This is a genomic window from Mycolicibacterium sp. MU0053, assembly GCF_963378095.1.
GTDB classification, from domain to species: Bacteria; Actinomycetota; Actinomycetes; order Mycobacteriales; family Mycobacteriaceae; genus Mycobacterium; species Mycobacterium burgundiense.
Genome location: NZ_OY726397.1, coordinates 928763 through 954540, shown reverse-complemented (window position 1 = coordinate 954540; position 25778 = coordinate 928763). Strand labels below are relative to the sequence as shown.

24 protein-coding genes and 1 pseudogene are annotated in these 25778 nt (G+C 68.4%); 16 read left to right on the top strand and 9 right to left on the bottom strand.

Annotation, left to right across the window (positions count from 1 at the left end):
* The first annotated feature begins 55 nt into the window (after positions 1 to 55).
* The 3 genes from RCP80_RS04450 to pth all read left to right on the top strand — a co-directional run bounded on the left by RCP80_RS04450 (position 56) and on the right by pth (position 2288).
* Entirely contained in the window at positions 56 to 925 is an 870-nt protein-coding gene (locus RCP80_RS04450; RefSeq protein WP_308481196.1) for an oxidoreductase, read from the top strand.
* A gap of 139 nt (positions 926 to 1064) precedes the next feature.
* Complete coding sequence (locus RCP80_RS04445; RefSeq protein WP_308481195.1) at positions 1065 to 1700, top strand: 50S ribosomal protein L25/general stress protein Ctc; 636 nt, start codon at positions 1065 to 1067, stop codon at positions 1698 to 1700.
* Positions 1701 to 1709: 9 nt separating this feature from the next.
* Positions 1710 to 2288, top strand: a complete 579-nt coding sequence (gene pth, locus RCP80_RS04440) for an aminoacyl-tRNA hydrolase (RefSeq protein WP_308481194.1) — start codon at positions 1710 to 1712, stop codon at positions 2286 to 2288.
* Between the two features lie 111 nt (positions 2289 to 2399).
* On the opposite strand, the gene RCP80_RS04435 is transcribed toward pth, so the two are convergent.
* From RCP80_RS04435 to RCP80_RS04420, 4 genes are all read right to left on the bottom strand, one after another.
* The gene (locus RCP80_RS04435) at positions 2400 to 3227 is read right to left on the bottom strand and encodes an ABC transporter permease (RefSeq protein ID WP_308481193.1); all 828 of its coding nucleotides are present in this window, start codon (positions 3225 to 3227) and stop codon (positions 2400 to 2402) included.
* Complete coding sequence (locus RCP80_RS04430) at positions 3224 to 4177, bottom strand: efflux ABC transporter ATPase subunit, DrrA-related (protein ID WP_308481191.1); 954 nt, start codon at positions 4175 to 4177, stop codon at positions 3224 to 3226. The genes RCP80_RS04435 and RCP80_RS04430 overlap by 4 nt, the downstream gene beginning before the upstream one ends.
* A 194-nt stretch (positions 4178 to 4371) precedes the next feature.
* The gene (locus RCP80_RS04425; RefSeq protein WP_308481190.1) at positions 4372 to 6006 is read right to left on the bottom strand and encodes a fatty acyl-AMP ligase; all 1635 of its coding nucleotides are present in this window, start codon (positions 6004 to 6006) and stop codon (positions 4372 to 4374) included.
* 305 nt (positions 6007 to 6311) lie between these two features.
* The gene (locus RCP80_RS04420) at positions 6312 to 7259 is read right to left on the bottom strand and encodes a 4-(cytidine 5'-diphospho)-2-C-methyl-D-erythritol kinase (RefSeq protein ID WP_308481189.1); all 948 of its coding nucleotides are present in this window, start codon (positions 7257 to 7259) and stop codon (positions 6312 to 6314) included.
* 83 nt (positions 7260 to 7342) lie between these two features.
* Here RCP80_RS04420 and RCP80_RS04415 point away from each other — a divergent pair, with 83 nt between their 5' ends.
* Entirely contained in the window at positions 7343 to 8209 is an 867-nt protein-coding gene (locus RCP80_RS04415) for a serine/threonine-protein kinase (RefSeq protein ID WP_308481188.1), read from the top strand.
* 13 nt (positions 8210 to 8222) lie between these two features.
* Here RCP80_RS04415 and rsmA read toward each other — a convergent pair whose 3' ends face one another.
* The 3 genes from rsmA to RCP80_RS04400 all read right to left on the bottom strand — a co-directional run bounded on the left by rsmA (position 8223) and on the right by RCP80_RS04400 (position 11173).
* Positions 8223 to 9110 carry a 16S rRNA (adenine(1518)-N(6)/adenine(1519)-N(6))-dimethyltransferase RsmA gene (rsmA, locus tag RCP80_RS04410; RefSeq protein ID WP_308482699.1) on the bottom strand — a complete coding sequence of 296 codons (888 nt, stop codon included), beginning with the start codon at positions 9108 to 9110 and terminating at the stop codon, positions 8223 to 8225.
* The gene (locus RCP80_RS04405; RefSeq protein WP_308481187.1) at positions 9107 to 10234 is read right to left on the bottom strand and encodes a resuscitation-promoting factor; all 1128 of its coding nucleotides are present in this window, start codon (positions 10232 to 10234) and stop codon (positions 9107 to 9109) included. The genes rsmA and RCP80_RS04405 overlap by 4 nt, the downstream gene beginning before the upstream one ends.
* Before the next feature lie 132 nt (positions 10235 to 10366).
* On the bottom strand, positions 10367 to 11173 hold the full coding sequence (locus tag RCP80_RS04400; RefSeq protein ID WP_308481186.1) for a TatD family hydrolase: 807 nt from the start codon (positions 11171 to 11173) through the stop codon (positions 10367 to 10369).
* 87 nt (positions 11174 to 11260) lie between these two features.
* Here RCP80_RS04400 and metG point away from each other — a divergent pair, with 87 nt between their 5' ends.
* From metG to RCP80_RS04375, 5 genes are all read left to right on the top strand, one after another.
* Positions 11261 to 12811, top strand: a complete 1551-nt coding sequence (metG, locus tag RCP80_RS04395) for a methionine--tRNA ligase (protein ID WP_308481185.1) — start codon at positions 11261 to 11263, stop codon at positions 12809 to 12811.
* Positions 12808 to 14160, top strand: coding sequence for an NADP-specific glutamate dehydrogenase (gdhA, locus tag RCP80_RS04390; RefSeq protein WP_308481184.1), 1353 nt, complete (start codon positions 12808 to 12810; stop codon positions 14158 to 14160). Before metG ends, gdhA begins: the two co-directional genes overlap by 4 nt.
* Before the next feature lie 107 nt (positions 14161 to 14267).
* A complete protein-coding gene (locus tag RCP80_RS04385; protein ID WP_308481183.1) occupies positions 14268 to 15446 on the top strand; it encodes an NAD(P)/FAD-dependent oxidoreductase in 1179 nt (392 codons plus the stop codon).
* Complete coding sequence (locus tag RCP80_RS04380) at positions 15443 to 16360, top strand: RNA polymerase sigma-70 factor (RefSeq protein ID WP_308481182.1); 918 nt, start codon at positions 15443 to 15445, stop codon at positions 16358 to 16360. The genes RCP80_RS04385 and RCP80_RS04380 overlap by 4 nt, the downstream gene beginning before the upstream one ends.
* Before the next feature lie 102 nt (positions 16361 to 16462).
* Complete coding sequence (locus RCP80_RS04375) at positions 16463 to 17701, top strand: aminodeoxychorismate synthase component I (protein WP_308481181.1); 1239 nt, start codon at positions 16463 to 16465, stop codon at positions 17699 to 17701.
* Here RCP80_RS04375 and rsmI read toward each other — a convergent pair.
* Positions 17695 to 18534 carry a 16S rRNA (cytidine(1402)-2'-O)-methyltransferase gene (gene rsmI, locus RCP80_RS04370; protein WP_308481180.1) on the bottom strand — a complete coding sequence of 280 codons (840 nt, stop codon included), beginning with the start codon at positions 18532 to 18534 and terminating at the stop codon, positions 17695 to 17697. The genes RCP80_RS04375 and rsmI overlap by 7 nt on opposite strands.
* 25 nt (positions 18535 to 18559) lie before the next feature.
* Here rsmI and RCP80_RS04365 point away from each other — a divergent pair, with 25 nt between their 5' ends.
* Together RCP80_RS04365 and RCP80_RS04360 are read left to right on the top strand one after the other, a co-directional pair.
* A complete protein-coding gene (locus RCP80_RS04365) occupies positions 18560 to 20104 on the top strand; it encodes a dolichyl-phosphate-mannose--protein mannosyltransferase (RefSeq protein ID WP_308481179.1) in 1545 nt (514 codons plus the stop codon).
* An 11-nt stretch (positions 20105 to 20115) separates the two neighbouring features.
* The gene (locus RCP80_RS04360; protein ID WP_308481178.1) at positions 20116 to 20952 is read left to right on the top strand and encodes a sulfurtransferase; all 837 of its coding nucleotides are present in this window, start codon (positions 20116 to 20118) and stop codon (positions 20950 to 20952) included.
* Here RCP80_RS04360 and arcA read toward each other — a convergent pair.
* Positions 20949 to 22163, bottom strand: coding sequence for an arginine deiminase (gene arcA, locus RCP80_RS04355; protein WP_373693446.1), 1215 nt, complete (start codon positions 22161 to 22163; stop codon positions 20949 to 20951). The genes RCP80_RS04360 and arcA overlap by 4 nt on opposite strands.
* A 197-nt stretch (positions 22164 to 22360) precedes the next feature.
* Between arcA and RCP80_RS04350 the strand changes: the two are divergent.
* The 5 genes and pseudogenes from RCP80_RS04350 to RCP80_RS04330 form a co-directional block, all read left to right on the top strand.
* A pseudogene (locus tag RCP80_RS04350) lies at positions 22361 to 23122 on the top strand (class I SAM-dependent methyltransferase); the annotation flags it as partial.
* Positions 23123 to 23162: 40 nt separating this feature from the next.
* Positions 23163 to 23594 carry a redox-sensitive transcriptional activator SoxR gene (soxR, locus tag RCP80_RS04345; protein WP_308481176.1) on the top strand — a complete coding sequence of 144 codons (432 nt, stop codon included), beginning with the start codon at positions 23163 to 23165 and terminating at the stop codon, positions 23592 to 23594.
* 29 nt (positions 23595 to 23623) lie between these two features.
* Positions 23624 to 24220: an alpha-ketoglutarate-dependent dioxygenase AlkB gene (locus tag RCP80_RS04340; RefSeq protein WP_308481175.1), complete on the top strand. Its 597-nt coding sequence runs from the start codon at positions 23624 to 23626 to the stop codon at positions 24218 to 24220.
* Positions 24221 to 24431: 211 nt separating this feature from the next.
* The gene (locus tag RCP80_RS04335; protein WP_308481174.1) at positions 24432 to 24929 is read left to right on the top strand and encodes a hypothetical protein; all 498 of its coding nucleotides are present in this window, start codon (positions 24432 to 24434) and stop codon (positions 24927 to 24929) included.
* Between the two features lie 60 nt (positions 24930 to 24989).
* Entirely contained in the window at positions 24990 to 25604 is a 615-nt protein-coding gene (locus RCP80_RS04330) for a hypothetical protein (RefSeq protein ID WP_308481173.1), read from the top strand.
* Positions 25605 to 25778 lie beyond the last annotated feature (174 nt).

Below are 25778 nucleotides of genomic sequence, written 5' to 3'. Positions count from 1 at the left end.
AATTGCGCACAGAACGGCAAGTTTGCGTCTGCTCGCGGCCTCTAGGCTGGCCATCATGACCAACTGGACCGCCACAGACCTGCCCTCGTTTGCCGACCGCACGGTGATCGTCACGGGCGCCAACAGCGGACTCGGCGAGATCACCGCCCGCGAATTGGCCCGGGTGGGGGCCACGGTCATCCTGGCCGTTCGCAACACCGACAAGGGCGACGCGGCCGCGGCCACCATGACCGGCGCGGTCGAGGTGCGCCGCCTCGACCTGCAGGACTTGGCGTCGGTGCGGGAATTCGCCGACGGCGTCGAGCGGGTCGACGTGCTGATCAACAACGCCGGGGTGATGGCCGTGCCGTTCGCGTTGACCAAGGACGGTTTCGAAAGTCAGATCGGCACCAACCACCTGGGGCACTTCGCGCTGACCAACCGGCTACTGCCGAAGATCACCGACCGGGTGGTGACGGTGTCGTCGTTGATGCACCTCTTCGGTCGGATCAACCTCAAGGACCTGAACTGGAAGGCGCGGCCGTATTCGGCGTGGGGCGCCTACGGACAGTCCAAGCTCGCCAATCTGATGTTCACCAGCGAATTGCACAGCCGCCTCGAGCGTGCCGGGTCGCCGGTGCGCGCCATCGCGGCGCATCCGGGTTACTCGGCCACCAACCTGCAGACGCATTCCGACGGCCCGCTGAGCAGCCGCTTCCTGCGCTTCGGCAACCGGTTCATGGCGACCGAGGCCGACTTCGGCGCCCGGCAGACGCTCTACGCCGCCGCCCAGGACGTGCCCGGGGACACCTTCATCGGTCCGCGGTTCGGCCAGGCCGGGCCCACCGGCCCGTCGCCGCGCAGCCCGCTGGCCCGCAATAAGGCCAAGGCCACGGCGCTGTGGGAGCTATCGGCCCAGCTCACGGACACCGAATTTTCGCTCTGAGGCCCCGATGCGCTAACCTGGCCGGGCGTCACGGCGAGGGTGGCTTGGCCACCGTTATCGGCGGGGACCCGCATTCTTGCGGTTTTCTGCTCTGGCCGTGCCTGAAATTTTTCCGCACGGTCACCTAGGAGCAACCATCATGGCCCCAGCCGCCAAGACCACCAATAACGTCCGCGCCACGGTGCGCACCAAGACCGGCAAGGGCGCCTCGCGCCAGGCCCGTCGCGACGGCATGGTCCCCGCCGTGCTCTACGGCCACGGCACCGATCCCCAGCACCTGCTGCTCCCGTCGCGCGAGTTCGCTGCGGTGCTGCGCTACACCGGTACCAACGCGGTGCTGGTACTCGACATCGAGGGCACGGAAGCCCTGGCGCTGACCCGGGCCCTGGACATCCACCCGATCCGGCGCAACATCCAGCACGTCGACCTGCTGGTGGTCCGCCGCGGCGAGAAGGTGGTCGTCGAGGTCAACGTCGTCATCCAGGGCGAGTCCGCCCCAGGCACCCTGGTCACCCAGGAGCTCAACACCATCGAGGTCGAGGCCGAGGCGATGTCGATTCCCGACGAGCTGGTGGCGTCGGTCGAGGGCCTCCCGGCCGGTACCCAGATCCTGGCCAGCGATGTCCAGCTGCCCGACGGCGTCGTGCTGGTCTCCGACCCGGAGCAGCTGGTGGTCCAGGTCGTTGTCCCGACCGTGGCCGAGGACCTCGACGAAGAGGGCACGGACGAGGCCGCAGCCGCCGAGCCGGCCGCCGACGCCCCCGCCGCCGAGTAAGTCGCGACGATGGCCGACACACTGCTGGTGGTCGGCCTCGGCAACCCCGGACCGAACTATGCCAAGACCCGGCACAACGTCGGGTTCATGGTCGTCGACATCCTCGCCGACCGGCTCCGCGAGAAGTTCAAGGTGCACAAGAAGTCCGGCGCCGAGGCGATCACCGGTCGCCTCGGTGGCCGGGCGGTCGTGCTCGGCAAACCGCGGGTCTACATGAACGAGTCGGGGCGCCAGATCGGCCCGTTGGCCAACTTCTACTCGGTGCCGCCGGCCGATGTCATCGTCGTGCACGACGAGCTGGACATCGACTTCGGACGCATCCGGCTCAAGGCCGGCGGCGGCGTCGCCGGGCACAATGGCTTGCGCTCGGTGGCTTCCGCGTTGGGCAGCAATGACTTTCAGCGGGTGCGGATCGGGATCGGCCGTCCGCCCGGCAGCAAGTCCGGCGCGGCGTTCGTGCTGGACAACTTCAGCGCCGCCGAGCGCAAAGAGGTGCCCACCATCTGCGAGCAGGCCGCCGACGCCGTCGAACTCCTGATCGAGCAGGGCCTCGAGCCCGCGCAGAACATCGTCCACGCCTGGGGCTGAGCCCCCCAATACCGCGAGCGGGCGCGTCCCCGGTCGACACGCCGCTCAAATCGCGTAGTTTGCGCACCCTCGCCCGGATGTCGCGCACCCTCGGTCCGGGGGTCCGCCGCCTCAATCCGCGGTCCGGCGCGCATACGCACGCAATGCGACCGGCGCGAACACCGCCGTCAGCGCCACCGACCAGAGCAGCGTCGCGAGCACCGGATGGTGCAGCGGCAGTTGAGCGCTGGGCGGCGCGGCCGGACCGTTGCCCCACAGCGTGCGCATGGCCTGCGCCAGCGACGACACCGGATTCCATTCGGCGATCACCCGCAGCCAGTGCGGCATCGGCTCGGTGGGCACAAAGGTGTTGGCCACGAACGTCACCGGGAACAGCACCGTGAACATCACGCCGTTGACCGCCTCGACCGACCGCATCAACGACCCGGCGAGGATGCCGAACCAGATGATGCCGAACCCGAACACCAGCACCAGCGCGAACGCCAGCACCGCCTCGAGCAGACCGCCCCGGATCCGCCAGCCGATCGCCAGTCCGGTGAGGGCCATGACCACAATGCCGATCGAGGAGTGGATCAGGCTCGCAATGCTGCGACCGATCAGGACCGACGACCGTGAAATCGGCAGCGACCGAAAGCGATCGATGATGCCCTTCTCCACATCGGCGGTGATCCCGGCGGCCACCACGAACGCGGAGAACACGATCGTCTGTGCCAGGATGCCGGGCAGCAGGAACTCGCGATAGTTCGTGCCGCCTGTGTTGGTGATCGAGGCGCCGAAAACGAAGGCGAACAACAGCACGAACATGATCGGCTGCGTGGTGACGTCGCTGAGCATCTCCGGCATGCGCTTGGTGTGGATCATGTTGCGCTTGACCATGATCCAGGATTGCCGAGCCAAAGAGGTCTGGTGAATCGCCGGCCGGGCGTCAGTGGTGCTCATCGCTGCTGCTCCAGCTCGGCCTCGGCGCGGCGACCGGTCAGCGACAGGAACACGTCATCCAGGCTGGGCCGGGCCAGACCGATGTCGTCGACGTCGATCCCGTTGTCGCGCAACCAACCCGCGACGTTGGTCATGTCGTCGAGCCCGTCGGCCGAAGCGGTGAGCCGGCGCGCGTTGACGTCGACGAACACCTCCGCCCCGGTGCGTCGAACGATCTCCTCGGCCGTCGTCAGGTCGTCCGGCCGCGACACCGTGACCACCAGGCTGGCATTGCCGGCCTGCTGTTTGAGTTGCAACGGGGTCCCTTCGGCGATGATGCGGCCCTGATCGACGACGACGATGTTGTCGGCCAGCTGATCGGCCTCCTCGAGATACTGCGTGGTCAGCAGCAACGTCGTGCCGTCGGCCACCAACGACCGCAGAACCTCCCACAACTCGGTGCGGCTGCGCGGATCCAGACCGGTGGTGGGCTCGTCGAGAAACAACACCGGCGGCGAGGCAATGAGGCTCACGGCCAGATCCAGCCGTCGACGCATCCCGCCGGAGTAGGACCGCACCACGCGGTCGGCAGCATCCGCGATCGCGAATTGGTCCAGCAGTTGATCGCCCAGCCGGGCCAGTTCGCGACGCCCGATGCCATACAGGCCGCCCATCATCCGGATGTTCTCCCGACCGGTGAGCAATTCGTCGACAGTGGCGGCCTGGCCCGTCAATCCCATGTTGCGGCGCACCATTTCGGGTTGCGCGCACACGTCGTAACCGGCGACCCGCGCGGTACCGCTGGTCGGTTCGCTCAGCGTCGTCATCATCCGCACCGTGGTGGTTTTGCCGGCGCCGTTGGGTCCGAGCAGGCCCAGCACCGTGCCCTGCGGCACGCTGAAACTGATGCCGTCGACGGCGGTGTGATCACCAAACCGCTTGACGAGGTCTAGTGCTTCGATCGCGGGCATGCCGTCCACGGTAGAGACGTCGACGGGCACCGCACCAATCGACGCGAACCAACCCGCAGCGAGCGTGCGCAAACTACGAAAATTCCGCGGCGTGTCGGCCGGGAACACGCCCGCTCGCGGGGGGAAGAGGGCTCGCGGGGGGAAGAGGGCTCGCGGGGGAAGAGGGCTCGCGGGATGAAGGGGGCGCGAAGGGGCTAGGTGACCAGTTCGACGGAGTTGGCGCGACGGAGCTTGCCGGACGGGGTCTTGGGGATGGTGCCCGGCCCCAGCACGACCACGTTGCGGGGACGCACGTCGACCTCGGCGACCACCTCGTGGGCCACCTGGTGCTCGATGCGCCGCACCTCGACCGGGTCTTGGTAGGCGTTGGATTCCACTGCGACGGCAAAGGTTTCGCGCGAGTGCCCGGCGTCCAGCCGCACCGCCACGGCGCAGCCGGGGCGTACCCCCGCGACGCGACCGGCGGCCCGCTCGATGTCGGTCGGGTAGATGTTGCGCCCGGCCATGATGATGACGTCCTTGACGCGGCCGCACACCACGATGTGGCCGTTCTCCATCGTGTAGCCCAGGTCGCCGGTGTCGTACCAGCCGTGCTCGTCCTGGGCGGGGATGAAGCCACCCATGGTGGTGTGCCCGGGGGTCATCGCCTCACCGCGCAGTTCGATGACGCCGACGCCGCGGGCCGGCTTGGTGTTGCCGTGCTCGTCGACGATCCGGGCCTCCAGGCCCTGCAGCAGCGGTCCCAGCGAGGCCAGCCGCTTGGTGTTGCCCTTGGTGGCGGGCACGGCCTGGCGCAGCGCGGCCAGCAGATCGGCGTCGATCTCGTCGACCACCAGGCCGGCGTTGCACTCGGAGAACGACACCGCCAGCGTGGCCTCGGCCATGCCGTAGGCCGGCAGGATCGCCGAGGGCTTCAACCCGAACGGCTGGCCCGCGTCGATCAGATCCTCGACGTCGGCCGGTTCGACGGGCTCGGCGCCCGAGAGCGCGAAGCGCAGCGTGGACAGGTCGAACTCACCGGGTTTGGCCTGCCGGCGCAGTCGCTTGGCGAACAGCGCGTAGGCGAAGTTCGGGGCCGCGGTCATGGTGCCCTTGTACTTGTCGATGAGCTTGGCCCACAGCAGGGTGTCGCGTAGGAAGTCCATCGGGGTGACCTTGACCAGCTCGGCACCGAAGTACATCGGAACGGTCAGGAAGCCGATCATGCCCATGTCGTGGAAGCACGGCAGCCAGCTCACCATGACGTCCTTGTCGACGTCGTACTCGGCGCCGATGAACATCGCCTCGGCGTTCGCCCAGAGGTTGCGGTGCGTGATGTGCACGGCCTTCGGCGAGCCGGTGGACCCGGAGGTCAGCTGCATGAGCGCCAGATCGTCCTCGCCGGTTTCGACGGGGTCGATCGGCTCGGACTTCAGCAGTTCGGCGACCGTCAGGACCTTGACGCCCTTTTCCTCCAGCACCGGGGCGGCGGGCATGAACGGATCGGAGATGACGACGACCTTGGCCTCGACCATGTCGATGACGTTCATGGTGTCGCCGGCCCACACCATCAGGTCGGTGCGCGGGGTCGGCTGGTGCAGCATCGTCAGGCTCGCGCCGCGCATCCACAGCCCCTGCGAGGTGGGCGCGATCTCGACCGGCGCCCCGGCGAGGACTCCGACGGCATCGCCGTGACCGACACCGGCGGCGGCCAGACCACCGGCGATCCGGCGGGCGCGCTCGTGCACCTCACCCCAGGTGTGCCGGACCGGCTCGTGGGGTTCGCCCGTGACCATGCCCTTCGCACTGGTCGCGGCGTTGTAGTACATCTTGTCGGTAAACCTGCTCACGAGGACCTCCTCGGTTTCCGGAGCATTGTGGGTGCCGGCGATGTCATGATCCCGTCACACATATTCCGCCTGGCCATGGGCACCTGCGCGGAGGCGCGCGCACACAATTGGGCAGCGGTTAGATCTCGAATTGGTGCCGAGCGGCGACCACGCGACCACCCACCGGTCAGACCGGTGGGTAAAAGTGCGCCGCCGTCTCGATCGCTACCTATCACCGTCGTTCATCTTAAACTCCTCTTAAGTAACCGACAAACTTTTGCGCTGCGTGAGACGCAGTTCACTCTCCGGCCGCCGGGTCGCGACGCTCAGCTGGAGACGATTCGGGCCCCGGGCACCGGGCCGCTGGCCACCCGCACGGTGCGGCACACGCCCGCGCCGGCCAACTCGGTCCCGACGTCGACGGCCGCCGACTCCGAGCCGCACAGGAACGCACAGGTGGGTCCGGACCCGGACACGATGCCGGCGAGCGCCCCGGCCTCCTTGCCGGCGCGCAGGGTGCGGCGCAGGCCCGGATCCAGGCTCAACGCCGCGGGCTGCAGATCGTTGCCCAGCAGCGGCGCCAGTTGGGCCGCGTCCCCGGCCGCCAGCGCGGCCAGCACCGGCTCGGGGTCGTCCAGCCGGGCGGGGCCGCCGCCGTCGGCGCGCAGCCGGTCGATCTCACCGAACACCGCCGGCGTGGACAGGCCGCCGTCGGCGAACGCCAGCACCCAGTGGAAGGTATTGCGGGCCAGCACCGTGGCCAGTTCCTCGCCGCGGCCGGTGCCCAGCGCGGTACCGCCGTGCAGCGCGAACGGCACATCGCTGCCCAACCGTGCCGCCAGCGTGTGCAGATCCCGCCGCGGCACTCCCTGCTCCCACAGCGCGTTCATCGCGACCAGCACCGCCGCGGCGTCCGCGCTGCCACCGGCCATACCGCCCGCCACCGGGATGGCCTTCTGGATCGCGATCGCCACGTCGGGGGCCCGGCCGGCGTGCTCGGCCATCAGTACGGCGGCCTGCCAGGCCAGGTTTCGTTCGTCGACCGGCAGTGACTCGGCGCCCTCGCCGCGGAACTCCAGCGACAGCACGTCGGCGGCGCGGACAACCACCTCGTCGAACAGCGACACAGCGTGGAAGACGGTGGTCAGTTCGTGGTAGCCGTCGTCGCGCTCATCGCCGACGGCCAGAAAGAGGTTGACCTTGCCGGGCACCCGGACCGTCACCGACCCCGGGGTCACCCATTGCGCGGCGGTACTGCCATCAGACGCGGTCACCGCACGAGGGTACGTCGGGCGGCACCGCGGGCGTTCGACGATCGCCGACAATCGGTCCCGCACCCGATGATTACGCTGACCAGATGCCCCCGGCCGGTGCGGACTTCAGCGGTTACGTCATCGAGCGAACGCTGGGACGTGGCGGCAGCGCCACGGTGTATCTGGCGCGTCGGCCCGGGGATCCCATCCCGGTGGCGCTGAAGGTGCTCCACCCGGAGCACCGCACCGACGAGGACCGGCACCGGCTGCAGCGCGGGTTCACGCTGTCCGCCCAACTCGACCACCCGCACATCATCACCGAGTACGAGCACGGCCCCGACTGGGTCACCATGCGCTACGTCGACGGTGGAAACATCACCGCACTGCGCGCACCACCGGCCCGGCTGACGGCGTTGGCCCAGATCGCTGACGCGCTGGACCACGCCCACCGGCTGGGCATCGTGCACTGCGATGTGAAGCCCCCGAACATACTTGTCCACCAGGACTTTTCACAGGGTGGCGCGGTGCTGATCGACTTCGGTGTCGCCCATGTGCTTGCCGAGGACATGGCGGTGCGACTGGCCCGCGCCGACGGACACCGACTGTCGTTGAATCCGGCCCAGCGCATCACCCGGCAGCCGGCGCCACCGGAGCCGACGGTGCACGCGTCGCTGCCGTATGCGGCACCGGAACTGCTGCTGGGCCAGATGCCCTCGGGCGACACCGATCAGTACTCGTTGGCCTGCACGGCCGTCGAACTCTTCACCGGGGCACCGCCGTTCGCCGCGGAAACCGCTGCGGGACTTGTCGAGGCCCATGTGCACCAGCGACCGCCGCGGTTCTCCGGCCGAAAAGCCGGGCTGCCCCGCTCTTTCGACAGCGTGGTCGCGGTGGCGCTCGCGAAGGAACCCGACGCGCGTTACGAATCCTGTACGCAGCTGGTCGAGTTGCTCGACCAGGCGCTGGGCTGACCGGCCCGGCGAGCTACGAAACCGGGACGTGCTTGGCGCCGGGTTCGCCCGATCGCTGGTAGAGCCGGACGAAGTCGGCGATCGACAGCGTTTCGCCGCGCCGAGCCGGGTCGATGCTGGCAGCCAACAGCCGGCTGGCCGACTCGTTGCCCGAGCCCGCCCACTCGAGGAAGGCGTTGCGCGACGTCTTGCGGCGTTGCGCGAAGGCGATGTCGATGAGTTCGAAGACCCGGTCCCGGAAGGACTCCTCGGTGGGCCACGGCGAGGTCTCGTAGCGATCGATCCGAACCAGTCCCGAGTACACCCGCGGGATGGGCCAGAACACCGTCGGCGACACCATGCCGTACCGGCGCACCCGACCGTAGAACCGCACCTTGGCACTGGGCACGCCGTACTCCTTGCCGCCCGGTTCGGCGGCCAGCCGTTCGGCCACCTCGGACTGCACCATGACCATCACGGTCCTGATGGAGGGAAACTCCGCCAGCAGGTGCAACAGCGCGGGCACCGCGATGTTGTAGGGCAGGTTGGCGACCAGCGCGGTGGGCTGGGCTTCCAGGTCCTGGCTCCGCAACGTCAGGATGTCGCGGTTGAGCACCGTCAGGCGGTGGATCTCGCTGTGCGAATGCGACGCAATCGTCTGCGGGAGCCGTTGGGCCAGTACCGGGTCAATTTCGACCGCGGTCACCTTCGCGCCGCGATCCAGCAACCCCAACGTCAGCGATCCGAGGCCGGGACCGACCTCGATAACGGTGTCGTTGCGGTTGACGCTCGATGCGGACACGATCCGACGCACGGTGTTGGCGTCGTGAACAAAGTTCTGTCCCAGCGACTTACGCGGCCGGAAGTCGAGTTCCTTGGCCAGGGTTCGTATCTCGGTGCGACCGAGGAGTCTAATCGTCAGCGTAAACCTGCCCTACTACTGCACGTCGGCCACGCTCCCCAGCCCTGGCGCGCCTGCGTGACTTCCGCTATGGCGATCTGTTCTTCACGAGTTGCAAGATCTGCACGAGGAGCATAACGCAAACCACCTTGGCGCGCCCAGGTATTCAGATCAAATTGCACACCGCCGTAGTAGCCGTTGCCGGTGTTGATGTTCCAGTTGCCGCCCGCTTCGCAGCGCGCAAGGGCGTCCCAGATCGCGCCGTTGGTCACCGGCGGCACCTCGGTGCCCGGTTTCGCGCCCACCCGCAGCACCGAATCGCGGGCGGGGTTCACCACGGTGTTGGCGACCGGCAGGCGGCCGGTTTCCACGCCGTTGACCTTGGCCACGGCAAAGGTGACGTCCTGGGTGCCCGGGGTCCCGGGATCCTCGACCACCTGACGGCTCATGTTCATCGTCGGGTCTTCGATGCGCTGCGCGGTCGGCTCCAGCGGCCGCCGCTCGGTGACCTTCTCCATCCGGATGCGGGTCACCTCGATCTGCATTCCGGAGATCACCGGGCTCGACGCGGCCGGCACCACCTTGTCGCGCTGCTCCAGCGGAACGCCGGCCTCGGCCAGCAAAGCCCCGACATTGGGGGCGGCCAGGTGCACGGTGCTGATCGCGCCGGCGTCGTTGATCTGCACGGTCTTCGGGCTCACCACCGCCAGCGACATGCCCTCCAGCGGCACCCGGGAGGCGCGCGAGGCCGCCTCGGGGGCGTTGTCGGTCATGTCCAGCTGCGCCAACGCCTCGTCGACGGTCGCGGCCGTCGTCCACATCTGCTCGGTGTTCCGGCCGTCCAGCGAGACCTCGAGCGGACGACTGCGCTTGAGCACGATGGTTTCGGCGTCACCGATGCGCTCGTCGGCCGCGGGCAGCAGATCGTCGCGCTCGTCGACCTCGAAGCCGTTCTCGGCGACCACGTCGATCACGCGGGACTTCATCGTGGTCACGGTGATCGGGGTGCCGTCCACCGACAGCGTCACGGTCTTGTGGGCGGCGACGGCATAGCCACCGGCGAAGGTCAGCGCCACCAGCGTGGCGGCGACCACCAGTCGCAGCATCGGTGAGCGGGACTGATGCAGCTTCGTTAGTACGTTCACCGTTACGTTGTTCCAGCTTCTCGTCTTCACAGGCCCGACATGAACATGGGCCCTGCGGGGCCCACGATTATCACAAGACGGTAACGAACGCCTCCGGCACGGGCAACTCCCACGGCGCGTCGCGTGGTGGCCTCAAGCCGCGCCACCGTCGTCTAGACCGTACACACGGCGGGCATTCGCCGACGAATCCACCGCGAGTTCGCCGGCGTCGCGGCCGATGAGCTCGGCCAGCGCCCGCACGGTGTAGGGCAGGCAGTACGGCTCGTTCGGCGCACCGCGGTAGGGATGCGGGGTCAGGTACGGCGCGTCGGTCTCGACCAGCAGTTGGTCGCGGGGAATCAGGCCCGCCGCCGCGCGCAGCGCCGCCGCGTTGCGGAAGCTCACCGTCCCCGACAGGCTCAGGAACCAGCCCTCGTCGATGCACGTCCGAGCCATTTCCGGGCCCGAGGAAAAGCAGTGGAAGATGACGGTTTCGGGGGCGCCTTCGGCGCGCAGCACGTCGAGCACCTCGGCGTCGGCGTCGCGGTTGTGGATCATCAGGGGCTTGCCGCTGCGCTTGGCGAGGTCGATGTGCCAGGCGAACCCCTCGCGCTGCTGCCCCGGATCGGCGCAGCCGTCGAGTTTGCCGGGCCAGAACAGATCCATCCCGGTCTCGCCGACGGCCACCACCCGCGGATGCCGGGCCAAGGTCTCTATCGTCGCTCTGGCGGTGTCGTCGAGCGCATTGGCGCGGGTCGGGTGCAGGGCGACCGCCGCGTACACCCGGGCGTCCCACTCGGCGGCCTGCACGGCCCACTGGGCGGCGTCGAGATCGTCGGCGATGGTCACCACCGCCTGCACCCCGACGGCCTCCGCGCGGTCCAGGATCGCGCGGACATCGGCGGCGTCGGCGGCGCCGCACGCGTCCAGATGGGTGTGCGCGTCGATCAGCGGCGGCAACGGCTCGGGTGGCGGAGGTGCAGGTCGTCGCCCCGATCGGGCTGTGCTTTTCGCGGACACAACCTCAGACAATAAGGTGAAGTGCAAATGAGCGACCCTTACTACGTCACCACGGCGATCACGTACCCCAATGGCGCCCCGCATGTCGGGCACGCCTACGAGTACATCGCCACCGACGCCATCGCCCGGTTCAAGCGCCTCGACGGCTTCGACGTGCGCTACCTGACGGGCACCGATGAGCACGGTCTGAAGATGGCCCAGACGGCCGAGGCCGAGGGCGTGCCCACCGCCGCCTTCGCCCGCCGCAACTCCGACGTGTTCGAGCGGCTGCAGGAAAAACTGAACATCACGTTCGACCGGTTCATCCGCACCACCGACGCCGACCACATCGAGGCCTCCAAGGCGCTCTGGATGCGGTTGGCCGACGCCGGCGACATCTACCTGGACACCTACGCGGGCTGGTACTCGGTGCGTGACGAGGCCTACTTCGCCGAATCCGAGACCACGGTCACAGCCGAGGGCAACCGGGTGGCCACCGACACCGGCGCACCGGTGACCTGGACCGAGGAGCAAAGCTACTTCTTCCGGCTGTCGGCCTACACCGATCGCCTACTGGCCCACTACGAGGCCCATCCGGAGTTCATCGGCCCCGACAGCCGCCGCAACGAGGTCATCAGCTTCGTCTCCCGCGGGCTGAACGACTTCTCGATCTCGCGGACGTCATTCGACTGGGGGGTGCCGGTTCCCGACCATCCCGACCACGTCATGTACGTCTGGGTGGACGCGCTGACCAACTACCTGACCGGCGTGAACTTTCCGGACACCGAATCCGAGACCTTCCGACGGTACTGGCCCGCCGATCTGCACATGATCGGCAAGGACATCATCCGGTTCCACACGGTGTACTGGCCGGCGTTCCTGATGTCTGCCGGAATCGAGCTGCCGCGAAGGGTTTTCGCGCACGGATTCGTGCTCAATCGCGGCGAGAAGATGAGCAAGTCGGTCGGCAACGTGGTCGACCCGGAGAACCTCATCGAGGCCTTCGGCGTCGACCAGGTCCGCTACTTCTTCCTGCGCGAGGTGCCCTTCGGCCAGGACGGCAGCTACAGCGACGAGGCGATCATCAACCGGATCAACACCGATCTGGCCAATGAGCTGGGCAACCTCGCCCAGCGCTCGCTGTCGATGGTGGCCAAGAACCTCGACGGCGTGGTGCCGCAACCGGGCCTGTTGACCGCCGCGGACGAGGCGTTGTTGGCACAGGCCGACGCGCTGCTCGACACCGCGCGGCGACACTTCGACGATCAGGCCATGCATCTTGCGTTGGAGGCGATCTGGCTGATGCTGGGCGCCGCCAACCGGTATTTCTCCGCGCAGGAGCCATGGGTGCTGCGCAAATCCGAGCAGTCCGCCGACCAGGAACGGTTCGGCACGGTGCTCTACACCACCATGGAAGCCGTCCGGATCGCCGCGCTGCTGGTGCAGCCGGTGATGCCGACCTCGGCGGGCAAGCTGCTGGATCTGTTGGGCCAGCCCTCCGACAACCGTGACTTTGCCGCCATCGGCACCAGGCTCAAACCCGGTGCCACCCTCCCGACGCCCACAGGCGTATTCCCTCGATATCAGGTGGACGAATGACCGCAGGACTGCACGTGAAGTTGCGCAGCCTCTTTGACGATGTTGTACAGCGCAACGCGGGCGAAACCGAGTTTCATCAAGCCGTCTACGAGGTGCTGCACAGCCTCGGGCCGGTGGTGGCCAAACACCCGGAGTACGCCGACAACGAGGTGATCCGCCGGCTGTGCGAACCCGAGCGTCAGATCATCTTCCGGGTGCCGTGGGTCGACGACACCGGCGGCACGCATATCAACCGCGGCTTCCGCGTCGAGTTCAACTCGGCGCTCGGGCCCTTCAAGGGCGGACTGCGTTTCCACCCGTCGGTCTATCTCGGCATCGTCAAGTTCCTGGGCTTCGAGCAGATCTTCAAGAACTCGCTGACGGGCATGCCGATCGGCGGCGGCAAGGGCGGTTCGGACTTCGACCCCAAGGGCCGTTCGGACAACGAAGTGATGCGGTTCTGTCAGTCGTTCATGACCGAGTTGTACCGGCACATCGGCGAATACACCGACGTGCCCGCCGGTGACATCGGCGTCGGCATGCGCGAAATCGGTTACCTGTTCGGTCAGTACAAGCGGATCACCAACCGCTACGAGTCCGGAGTGCTCACCGGCAAGGGCCTGACCTGGGGCGGGTCGCAGGTCCGCACCGAGGCCACCGGCTACGGCACGGTGTTCTTCCTCAACGAGATGGTCAAGGCCGCCAACGACACGGTCGAGGGCAAGCGCGTCGTGGTGTCCGGTTCGGGCAACGTCGCGATCTACGCGATCGAGCAGATCCACGAACTCGGCGGCATCGTGGTCGCGTGTTCGGACTCCAGCGGCTACGTGGTCGACGAGAAGGGCATCGACGTCGCGATGCTCAAGGAGATCAAAGAGATCCAGCGCGGCAGGATCGTCGACTACGTCGAGGCCCGCGCGGGCGCGGCCCGGTTCGTCGAGGGCCGGTCGGTGTGGGAGGTGCCGTGCGACATCGCGGTCCCGTGCGCCACGCAGAACGAGGTCAACGGCGCCGAGTCCGGCTACCTGATCAAGAACGGCTGCCAGTTCGTCGCCGAGGGCGCCAACATGCCGTGTTCGCCCGACGCGGTGAAGCAGTTCGCCGAAGCCGGCGTGATATTCGCACCGGGCAAGGCCGCCAACGCCGGCGGTGTCGCGACCAGTGCGCTGGAGATGCAGCAGAACGCCTCCCGGGATTCGTGGACGTTCGTCGACACCGAGAAGCGACTCGAAGAGATCATGCGCCGGATCCACAACCGGGTGCTGTCCACCGCCGAGGAGTACGGCCAGCCCGGCAACTACGTCGCCGGGGCCAACATCGCCGGCTTCATCCGGGTCGCCGACGCAATGCTGGCACTCGGCCTGGTGTAGGTGATCTGCGCCACACTTGGTGCCCAAGCTGTCACACCCGTGGCGGCGGCGGTGTCCTGAGGTCAGACCGGCTCAACGAGGAGCCCGCCTGATCGCAAGGAGCAACCATGAGTGAGCACACCACCAAGATCGTGGTCCTCGGCGGCGGTTACGCCGGAGTGCTGGCGGCCAACCGGCTGCGTCGGCGCGCCGATCTGGACATCGCCCTGGTCAATCCCCGCCCGCAGTTCGTGGAGCGGATCCGGCTGCACCAGTTGGTCGCGGGCAACGACGACGCGACCGAGTCCTACGACGACATGCTGGGCGAGGGCATCCGCCTGATCGTCGACGGGGCCACCCGCATCGACGTCGCGGCCCGCCAGGTTCAGCTGAGCTCGGGCGGTGTGCTCGACTACGACTACCTGATCTACGCGGTCGGCAGCACCGGTGCGGTCCCGGCCGCGGTGCCCGGCGCCGCCGAGTTCGGCTACCCACTGTCCGAACTCGAGCAGGCCCAGCAGCTGGCCGCACGACTGCAGGACGTGCCCGTCATCGCCCCGGTGGTCGTGGTCGGCGGCGGGTTGACCGGCGTGGAGTCCGCGGCGGAACTGGCCGAGGCCGGCCGGCCGGTCACCCTGGTCACCGAGGAACTGACACCGTCGCTGGCCGCGACCGGTCGCAGGTCGGTGACCAAGGCACTGCACAAGCTCGGCGTGCAGATCATCGAAGGGGTCACCGTCGCACGGGTCACCGCCAAGACCGTCGAACTGAGCCACGGCACCACACTGCCCAGCGCGGTCACCGTATGGACCGCCGGGTTCGGGGTGCCCGGGCTGGCGGCGGCCAGCGGACTGACCACCGACGAGATGGGTCGCGTACTCACCGACGAGACGCTGACCAGCGTGGACGATGACCGCATTGTCGCCGCCGGCGACGCCGCCGCACCGTCGGGGTCACCGCTGCGGATGAGTTGCGCGGCCGCGATGCCGCTGGGCGCCCAGGCCGCGCACACCGTGCTGGACCGCATCGCCGGTACCGAACCCGCGCCGATCAACATCGCTTTCGCCGGACAGTGCATCAGCCTGGGTCGTAAATTGGGCACGATGCAGCTTGTCCACAGCGACGACAGCCCACGCCGGGGCTACCTCGGCGGGCGCACCGCTGCGGCGATCAAGGAGACGATCTGCTCGGCGACGGTGTGGGCGCTGCGGCGCGAAGCCCGCAAGCCCGGCTCGTACTTCTGGGTCAAGGGCAGCTGGCGCGACCAACTGTTGGCCGAGGCCGGTCAGCCGGCGCCGATCCGATGACCGGCCCCGGTTCCGGCACCCCGGAGCATGCCGAGCGGTTCACGGTCCTGCGACCGCTGCTGTTCACCATTGCTTACGAAATACTGGGCACCGCAACCGAATCCGATGACGTGCTGCAGGAAAGCTACCTGCGCTGGGCCAAGGTGGACCTCGACGAGGTGCACGACACCAAGGCCTACCTGGCCCAGCTCGTCACCCGGCAGGCGCTCAACGCCCTGCGCGCCGCGGCCCGACGCCGGGAGGACTACGTCGGGCCGTGGCTACCGGAACCGCTACTGCTGGACGGGGCGTTGGCCGGCAAGGACGCGTCCTCGGATGTGGTGCTGGCCGAATCGGTGTCGATGGCCATGATGGTGGTACTGGAAACGCTGACCCCGGACGAGCGCGCGGTATTCGTGCTGCGTGAGGTTTTCGGCTTCGAGCACGACGAAATCGCCTCGGCGGTGGGCAAATCCGCGACCGCCGTGCGCCAGATCGCGCACCGCGCCCGCGGACACGTCCACGCTCGCCGCAAGCGGTTCGAGCCCATCGACCCGCAACGGTCGCAGGAGCTGACCAACCAGTTCTTCCTGGCGGCGGCCACCGGCGACATGGACCAGCTGTTGGCGATGCTGGCACCGGACGTGGTCTGGACCGCCGACAGCGCCGGCAAGGTCAGCGCGGCCCGCAGGCCGGTCACGGGTGCCGTGAAGGTCGCCAAGCTCGTCGTGGGGCTGACCCGGCTCGGTGGACCCAGCGCGCGGGTGGAGACCGCGATGTACAACAGCGCCCCGGCGCTGGTGCTCTACCTCGATGACCACCTGGAAGGCGTGATCACCGCCGAAGTGATGGACGGCAAGATCACCCATCTGTACGCCATGCGCAACCCGGACAAGCTGGCCGGCGTCACCGTCCCCCGCCAGATCAGCCGCTGAAAATCCCGCGAGCAGACGCAAAGTTGCCCAATTCGACCCGGATTTGGGTGACTTCGCGTCTGCTCGCGCCCGGGGTGGAGAGGCATCTGGGAAGCTGATCTCATGCGCATCGATCGGCTCGGCGCCCTCGGCACCCCCGCCGAGGTGCTGCGCGCGGTCGGGGCGGGCACCACTGCGCGGAGGCTGCCGCCGCCGGCCGCGTTGACCGGCGAATGGTTCGGGGCGCGCGCGGTCATCGCCCCGAGCCTGGCCGCCGCACCCGTCCCCGCCGAGGCGGCGTTCACCGCCGATCCCGGCGGGGACTCGGAGGCGGTCGGCGGTGGCTGGTTCGGCTACCTGTCCTACCCCGACGGTGCCGGCGCCCGGATCCCCGCGGCCGCGGGCGGCTGGACCGACTGCGTGCTGCGCTGCGACGACGCCGGAATCTGGTGGTACGAAAGCCTGTCCGGGGCGGCGATGCCCGCCTGGCTGGAACACGCCCTGACCGCTGCGGGCGTCCCGGGGCACTGGCACATCGCCTGGAGCGCCCCGGATCGCGACGCGCACCGCGCCGGGGTGCGGGCGTGTCTGGCCGCGATCGGCGCCGGAGAGGTCTATCAGGCCTGCGTGTGCACGCAGTACCGCGGCGTGTGCACGGGGGCCCCGGTGGACTTCTTCGCCGACGCGGTGGCGCGCACCTCCCCGGCGCGGGCCGCGTTCCTCGCCGGTCCGTGGGGCGCGGTGGCCTCGCTGTCCCCCGAGTTGTTCCTGCGCCGCCGCGGTGCGCAGGTGATCTCGAGCCCCATCAAGGGCACCCTGCCGCTGCACGCCGACCCGGCCCTGTTGCTCGATTCGGTCAAGGACGTCGCGGAGAACATCATGATCGTCGACCTGGTCCGCAACGACCTCGGCCGCATCGCGGTGACCGGTTCGGTGACCGTGCCGGAACTGCTGGCCATCCGGCCCGCACCCGGCGTGTGGCATCTGGTGTCGACGGTGTCGGCGCAGGTACCCGCGACCACCCCGATGCGCGCGGTGCTGGCCGCCACGTTCCCGCCCGCCTCGGTGACCGGGACCCCGAAACTTCGTGCGCGCGAGCTACTTTCGCAGTGGGAGCCGCAGGTTCGCGGGGTTTACTGCGGCACCGTCGGACTGGCCTCACCGGTGGCCGGCACCGAACTCAACGTCGCGATCCGCACCGTCGAATTCGACGCGTCCGGCACCGCGGTGCTCGGCGTGGGCGGCGGCATCACCGCCGACTCCGACCCCGACGCCGAATGGCAGGAGTGCCTGGACAAGGCGGCCGCGACCATCGGCCTGTCCAGCAGCGCCGTCGTGGCACCGGTGGCCTCGCATCACTGATCGCGGGCGCGCAGCACCGCGTCGTAGAGGTCGCGGCGCGAGGGCGCCCCGGGATGCGCGGCGATCACCTGCTGACAGGCGTCCTTGACCCGCATGCCCTCGGCGGTCAACTCCGCGACCTCGGCCACCAGCACGTCGAGGTCGGCGACCGGCGTCGCACCCGCGAGCACCACCGTGATCTCGCCCAGCACGCCGTCGACGGCCCAGTCGGCCAACTCGGCCAGGGTGCCGCGGATGACCTCCTCGTGGGTCTTGGTCAGTTCCCGGCACACCGCGGCGCGGCGATCGCCGCCCAGTTCGTCGACCGCCTCGCGCAGCAGTTCCGCCAGTCGCCGCGGCGACTCGAAGAACACCGCGGTGCGTGGTTCGGCGGCCAGGGACGCCAGCCAGGTGCGGCGCGCGGCCTGCTTGCGCGGGGCAAAACCCTCGAAGCAGAACCGGTCGGCCGGCAACCCGGACACCGTCAGCGCCGTCGTCACCGCCGAAGGCCCGGGCAGACACGTCAGCGGCAGGTCCGCCGCCACGCACGCGGCCACCAGGCGGTAGCCGGGGTCGCTGATCGACGGCATCCCCGCGTCGGTGACCGCCAACACGGTCGCACCGCCGCGGATCTCCTCGACCAGGTACGGAACCCGCGTCGACTCGTTGCCCTCGAACAGGCTCAGCACCCTGCCGCCGATCCGGACTTCCAGCGACTGGGCCAGGTTGCGCACTCGGCGGGTGTCCTCGGCGGCGACGATGTGCGCCGTGGCGAGCGCATCGATCAGCCGTCCCGAGGCGTCGGCGGGGTGGCCCAACGGTGTGGCAGCCAGCAACAGTCGACCGCCACTCATGCCCCACAGCCTACGATCGTTGTCGATGACCGCTCCCTCGACCGTGGTGCCGGAGCGCGCCGTACCGGTGATCAGCCCCGGCCCGCTCGTGCCCGTCGCCGATTTCGGGCCGCTGGATCGAGCACGCGGATGGGTGATGACCGCGGTGATCGCGGCGCTGGCGGCCATCACACGGTTCCTGAATCTGCAGTCCCCGACCGACGCCGGCACGCCGATCTTCGACGAGAAGCACTACGCGCCGCAGGCCTGGCAGATGCTGCACAACGGCGGCGTCGAGGACAACCCGGGCTTCGGCCTGGTGGTCCACCCGCCACTGGGTAAGCAACTGATCGCCGTCGGCGAGGCCATCTTCGGCTACAGCGGGCTGGGTTGGCGCTTCAGCGTCGCGCTGCTGGGCGTCATCCTGGTGGTGCTGGTCGCCCGGATCGTGCGACGGATCAGCCGCTCGACGCTGGTCGGCGCCATCGCCGGGGTGCTGCTCACCGCCGACGGCGTGACGTTCGTGGCGTCGCGCACGGCCCTGCTCGACGGGTTTCTGGTGGTGTTCGTGGTCGCGGCCTTCGGCGCGTTGATCGTCGACCGCGATCAGGTCCGGGAGCGGATGCACAACGCGCTGCTGGACGGGCGGATCACCGAGACCCCGTGGGGTCCGCGGCTGGGGGTGCGCTGGTGGCGGTTCGGGGCCGGGGTGCTGCTCGGATTGGGCTGTGCGACAAAGTGGTCCGGCCTGTACTTCGTGGTGTTCTTCGGGTTGATGTCGTTGACCTTCGACGTGGTGGCCCGCCGGCAGTACCGGGTTTCGCGGCCGTGGCTGGGCACCATCCGCCGCGACGTCGGCCCCACCGCCTGGGCGATCGGCCTGATTCCGATCGGGGTGTACCTGGCCTCCTATGCGCCGTGGTTTGCCTCCGAGACCGCCGTCAACCGCTATCAGGCGGGCGACAACATCGGTGAGCGCGCCTGGTTCCAGCCCCCGGACGCCATCCGGTCGCTGTGGTACTACACCGCCAAGGCCTACGACTTCCACTCCGGGCTGACCAATGCCGCGGGCAATCAACACCCGTGGGAATCCAAGCCCTGGGCCTGGCCGATGTCGCTGCGGCCGGTGCTGTATGCCATCGATCAGGACAACGTTCCGGGCTGCGGTTCCGCGTCCTGCATCAAGGCGGTGATGCTCGTCGGCACCCCGGCGATGTGGTTCCTGGCGGTGCCCGTCCTGGCGTACGCGGTGTGGCGCGCGTTCATCCGCTGCGATTGGCGCTACGCGGTGGTGCTGGTCGGCTACTTCGCGGGTTGGCTGCCGTGGTTCGTCGACATCGACCGGCAGATGTACTTCTTCTATGCGGTGGTGATGGCGCCGTTCCTCGTCATGGCGATTGCCCTGATCTGCGGCGACATCCTGTACAAACCCACCCGCAACCCGGAACGACGAACGCTCGGGGTGGTCGTGGTGTGCTGCTACGTGGCGTTGGTGATCACGAACTTCGCGTGGCTCTTCCCGGTATTGACCGGAATGCCGATCTCCCAGCACACCTGGAACATGCAGATCTGGCTGCCGAGTTGGCGATGACGGAGGGCAGTATGAGCACTCGCGAGGACGTCCTGATCAGCGCCGACGAGTTGGCCCGACGACTCGATGCCGGCGAACCGATCACGCTGCTGGACGTGCGGTGGGAGTTGGCCCAGCCCGACGGCCGGGCGGCCTATGCGCGCGGACATCTGCCCGGCGCGGTGTACGTGTCTCTCGACGACGACCTCGCCGACCACGCGGTGTCGGGCCGCGGCCGTCATCCGCTGCCGTCCGGTGCGGCGCTGCAGGATGCGGCGCGGCGGTGGGGAATCCGCGCCGGCGTACCGGTGGTGGTCTACGACGATTGGAACCGCGCCGGATCCGCGCGCGCGTGGTGGGTGCTGTCGGCCGCGGGCATTCCCGGCGTGCGAATCCTCGACGGCGGCCTCTCCGCGTGGCGGGGCGAATTGCAATCCGGCACAGTCATTCCCGAGCCCGGCGACATCACCGTCGACCATGACGACCTCTACACGGCGGCGCGCCGGACCGTCACCGCGGATCAGGCTGCGACGGCGGCGGTGCTGCTGGATGCCCGCGCCCCCGAGCGCTACCGTGGCGAGGTCGAACCCGTCGACCCGGTGGCGGGCCACATCCCGGGAGCGCGCAACGTTCCGAGCACCCGCTTGCTGGACGCCGACGGCGCGTGGCTGCCGGCGGCGGATCTGACCCGGCTGTTCGAAGATTCCGGGGTGGGCACCGACACCGAGGTGGCGGTGTATTGCGGTTCGGGGGTGACGGCCGCGGTGACCGTCGCCGCACTGGCCGCCGTGGGGATCGACGCAGCGCTGTTCCCGGGCTCGTGGTCGCAGTGGAGTTCGGAGCCCGACCGGCCGGTCGCGCTCGGTTAGGACGGGTCGCGGGACGCCGGGCAGGACATGCAGCGCGGCCCGCCGCGCCCGGTGCCCAGCTCCGATGCGGCGATCCGCAGCACCTCGATGCCCGAATCCTCGAGCCGCGCATTGGTTTCGACGTTGCGTTCATAGGCCACCACCACACCCGGCGCCAGGGCCAGCGTGTTGTTGCCGTCGTCCCACTGCTCGCGTTCGGCGGTCACCGGATCCAGGCCGGTGTCGATCACCCGCAGCCGGTCGATCCCCATCGCGTCGGCGGCCGCCCGGACGAAGGGCGCGGCGTCGTCGATCCGGACGTGTCCGTCGATGCGGCGAATGGTGAACGCGGACAACGTGTCCACCACATCGGGATACATCACCACGGCGTCGGTGTCGACCATCGTGCAGACCGTGTCGAGATGCATCTGGGCCCGCCCCTGGGCAATGGGCACCGCCAACACGGTGTGGGCCAACTCGTCCTCGAAGAGGCTGCGCGCCAACGCCTCCGCCCCCGCCGGGGTGGTGCGCTCCCCCACCCCCACGGCCACCACACCCGGTGCCAGCAGCAAGACATCGCCGCCCTCCACCGGGGCCGAGCGCGATTCGTAGGCGCGTCTGACCCCGAGAAACCTGGGATGGTGGGCGTAGATCAGATCGGTCAGCGAGGTCTCGCGCATGCGGGCGGGCAGCGCCAACGAGGTGATCGCCACCCGCGGCCCGATCCAGAACGACGAGTCGCGGGTGAAGACCAGATTCGGCAGCGGGTCGATGACGAAGTCGCCCCCGTGATGCATGCGCCGCACCAGCGACAGCTCACTGCCGGCCAACGGCAGTTCGGTGAACGTCATGCCGGCCATCAGGATGTGCGCCAGCGGGGCCGGCTCGAGGCTGCGTAGATACGACGAAAGCTCTTGTGCCAGGGTCACACCCAAGCGACGCGCGTCGACGGCCGCCGAGATGCCATGCATGCGTGCCGCCCCGCTGGCCAGCGCCTCGCGCAGCAGATCCGACAGCAGCAGCACCTCGACGCCGCGACCCCGCAACACGGCGGCGAAGGCGTCGTGCTCCTGCTGGGCGCGCGAAACCCAGGGCACCCCGTCGAACAGCAGGCGGTCGTTGTTGCGCGGTGTCAGCCGCTGCAGTTCAGCGCCGGGCCTGTGCAGGATTGCCACCCGCAGCGTTCCCACCTCGGATTTGACGCTCAACGCCGCAGCATCCACAGCTAGCACCGTAGCGTCCCAAGCACCTCAGCCCTGCCGCAGCGGCGGGAAACACACGACCGGAACGCGGGGCTTACCGGGAATGATTTTCATTAACCACCTTCGCTCGTTAACATGAGGACCGCCCGCAACCGTTGTTTGCGTGCCTGGATCCCAGCGATGTCGTAGGTGAGCGGAGCCCAATGCCGGTGAACACGAACCCCAAGATCTCCTCGCTGTTTCGCTACGTCGAAGACCTCCAGGGGGATCGGCCATGGGGCAGCTTCTTGGACGCGGGCACCGGCGTGAAGTCGCTGGAATGGATTCTGACGCTGCCGACCGAACGTTGGACCGCGATCACCGCTGCCCACCGCATGGCGGACAACGCTCGCGCGGCGGTGGGCAGCGGGGTTCGGCCTCAGGATCGCCTACTGGTGGGAAATTGGATCAACGACAGCCTGCTGACCGGCGAAACCTTCGACACCGTGCTGGTCGACTATTTGGTCGGCGCCATCGAAGGGTTCGCGCCGTACTGGCAGGATCGCGTGTTCGAACGGCTGCGCCCACTGGTCGCCGAACATGGCCGGCTTTACCTCATCGGACTCGAACCGTACGTCCAGTTCGAGCCCGAATCCCCAGCCGGCAAGATCATTTGGGAGATCGGCCGCGTACGCGATGCGTGCCTGCTGCTCGCCGGCGAGCGGCCGTACCGCGAGTATCCGCTCGATTGGACGTTGCGACAGTTGGGCAGGGCCGGATTTCGGATGGTGGAAAGCCGCCGCTTTCCCATCCGCTACCGCGCGCGATACATCCATAGCCAGTTGGACATGTGCCAGAACCGCCTCGCCCGTTTCTCGTCACGAGAACTGGGCACGGCGATGCACGGTTACGTCGACGGTCTCCGTGCGCGGGCACTTGCCCTCAACGAGCGCGAGGATAGCCTGAGCCACGGCCATGACTACGTGGTCGCCGCCGAACCGATGCCGTGAGCCTGGGCGCCGAACCCTACCTCAACTATTGTTGAGGAGTATGAGCACCCAGGAACTGACGCCGGGAGAACTAGCGGCTCGTGCGGGCGTCGCGATTTCGGCACTGCACTTCTACGAGCGCGAAGGGCTGATCGTCTCTCGGCGGACCTCGGGCAATCAACGCCGCTACACGCGCGACACCCTGCGCCGCGTCGCGTTCATCCGGATGTCACAGCGGCTGGGCATACCGCTGGCGCGGGTTCGGCAGGCGTTATCGACGCTGCCGGCCGACCGGGTGCCGAGCAGCCGAGATTGGGCCCGGCTGTCGGCCGGGTGGCGCGAGGATCTCGATGACCGCATCCTGCATCTGCAGCGCCTGCGCGACAATCTGGCCGATTGCATCGGATGCGGCTGCCTCAGCCTCAAGAGCTGCACGCTATCGAACCCCGATGACATGCTTTCGGAAAAAGGACCTGGCCCAGTTCGGCTCTGATCGAACGTGTGTGCGATAGACTGATGTGCGTGACTGTGGCGGTACAGGGAGGCCTGTTCGACCACGCCGAGCGACGACGGCTGGCTCACGGGGCGTGGATCGACGTTCGCGCCGGCTGGTTCGACGCACCCGACGGGTTGTTCAGCGAGTTGCTGTCCGCCATTCCTTGGCGGGCCGAGCGCCGACAGATGTACGACCGCGCCCTCGACGTGCCGCGGCTACTCAGTTACCACGACCTGAGCGATAAACCGGCGCCGCACCCCGCCCTCACCCAGCTGCGTCGACGAGTCAACGACATCTATGCCGGCGAACTCGGCGAACCGTTCACCACCGTTGGCCTGTGTCTGTACCGGGACGGCAACGACAGCGTGGCCTGGCATGGCGACACCATCGGCCGCGGAAGCTCCGAGGACACGATGGTGGCTATCGTGAGCCTCGGCGCCGCCCGCACTTTCGCGTTGCGCCCGCGGGGCGGCGGCCACTCGCTGCGCATCAAGCACGGCCACGGCGACCTGCTGGTGATGGGCGGCTCATGCCAGCGCACTTGGGAGCACTCGATTCCGAAGACCGCCCGGCCCGTCGGACCCCGGATCAGCATCCAGTTTCGTCCGCGGGGCGTTCGCTAGACAGCTACGGCTTCGGGCGCCGGGTTCGCCTGCGCTGCCACCGCCCCGACGCGCCGGAGTTTCCAGCCAGCGCACCGGCGATCCACCGGCCGACCAACGCCAGTGCACCGAGCACAGCAATCAAGCCGCTCCATACCAGCGGGGAAGTCCACGGGGTCCCCGTCGCGGCCGTCTGTACTCCGCGATTGTTCACCGCGTCCGCGGGAGCGGCGTGTTCGCCCTGCTCGCCGTGATCGTGGCCGTGATCGTGCCCGTGGTTGTGGTCGTGGTCGTGTCCGGCATCGTGTTCGTGACCGTGACCGTGGCCGGCGTCGTGGCCGTGCTCATGGTTATGACTGGGATCGTGTTCGTGATCGTGCGACCGATGGTCGTGATCATGGCCGAGGGCACTGTGGTCGTGGTCCGAAAATGCCACCCCGTGGACGTGATCGTGACCGTGTTCATGGGCGTGTCCACCCAGAAGCGCAGCGATCCCGTGACCGTGAGCGTGGCCATGATCATGGCCGTGCACCTCCCCGCCGTGGCCGTGATCATGGTCGTGACCACCCCCACCGTGATCGTGGTCATGGCCACCGCCACCATGGTCGTGGTCGTGACCACCCCCACCGTGGTCGTGGTCATGGCCACCGCCACCGTGGTCGTGACCACCCCCACCATTACCGCCCCACAGGACTCGCAGAATCTCAATCACCGCCGGGTGGTTTTCTAGCCCCAGAGCCTTCAGCAAACTCCGCACAAGCTGCTGCGCCGGGGTCTCATCGTTGTGGTCGTGGTCATCATCCCCGCCGTGATCGTGGTCATGGTCGTGATCATCGTCCCCGCCGTGATCATGACCGGGATCGTCGTCGCCGGCGTGATCATCGCCATCGCCGTCGCCATCGTCCCCGCCATGATCATGGCCGTGATCGTGGTCATGGTCGTGGTCATGGTCGTGGCCATCGTCCCCGCCGTGATCGTGATCATGGTCGTGATCGTCGCCGGCGTGATCATCGCCATCGCCGTCGCCATCGTCCCCGTCGTGATCATGGCCGTGGTCGTGATCATCGTCCCCGCCGTGATCATCGTCCTCGCCGTGATCGTGGTCATCGTCGACTTGGTCTGCGCCGAGACCGCGGTCGCTACCGCGGTGTCGGTCCAAAAGCCCGAGGAGCGCACGCCGACTGCCCACGGCACCGGCGCCATCAGAGCCGCTGGTCACGCCCGACTCCTGACGCTCACCTTCGCGGTCGGACCACCCTCGCTCCAATCCCTTTCGACGTCCGTCGAAAGCACGCAGCACGGCACGACTCTCCGAACCACCGCGCCCGCGACCGGGGTTCTCCATGCCACCACGCCGCTCGGCGCCGATCTCCGAACCGCGACGGTCCTCGGCGCGACGCTCTGAACCATCACGCCCACCACTGCGGTTCCGTGAACCGCGGTCGTCAACCTGGTCGCGGCTGGGGTCTGAATTGCGTTCCGCGCCACGACGGTCGGCACCACCCCCACCACGCCTCTTGCTGCCGTCATCACCACCGTCGGCGCCTGAACTCATCGGCGGCAGCGGACGATGCAGGCT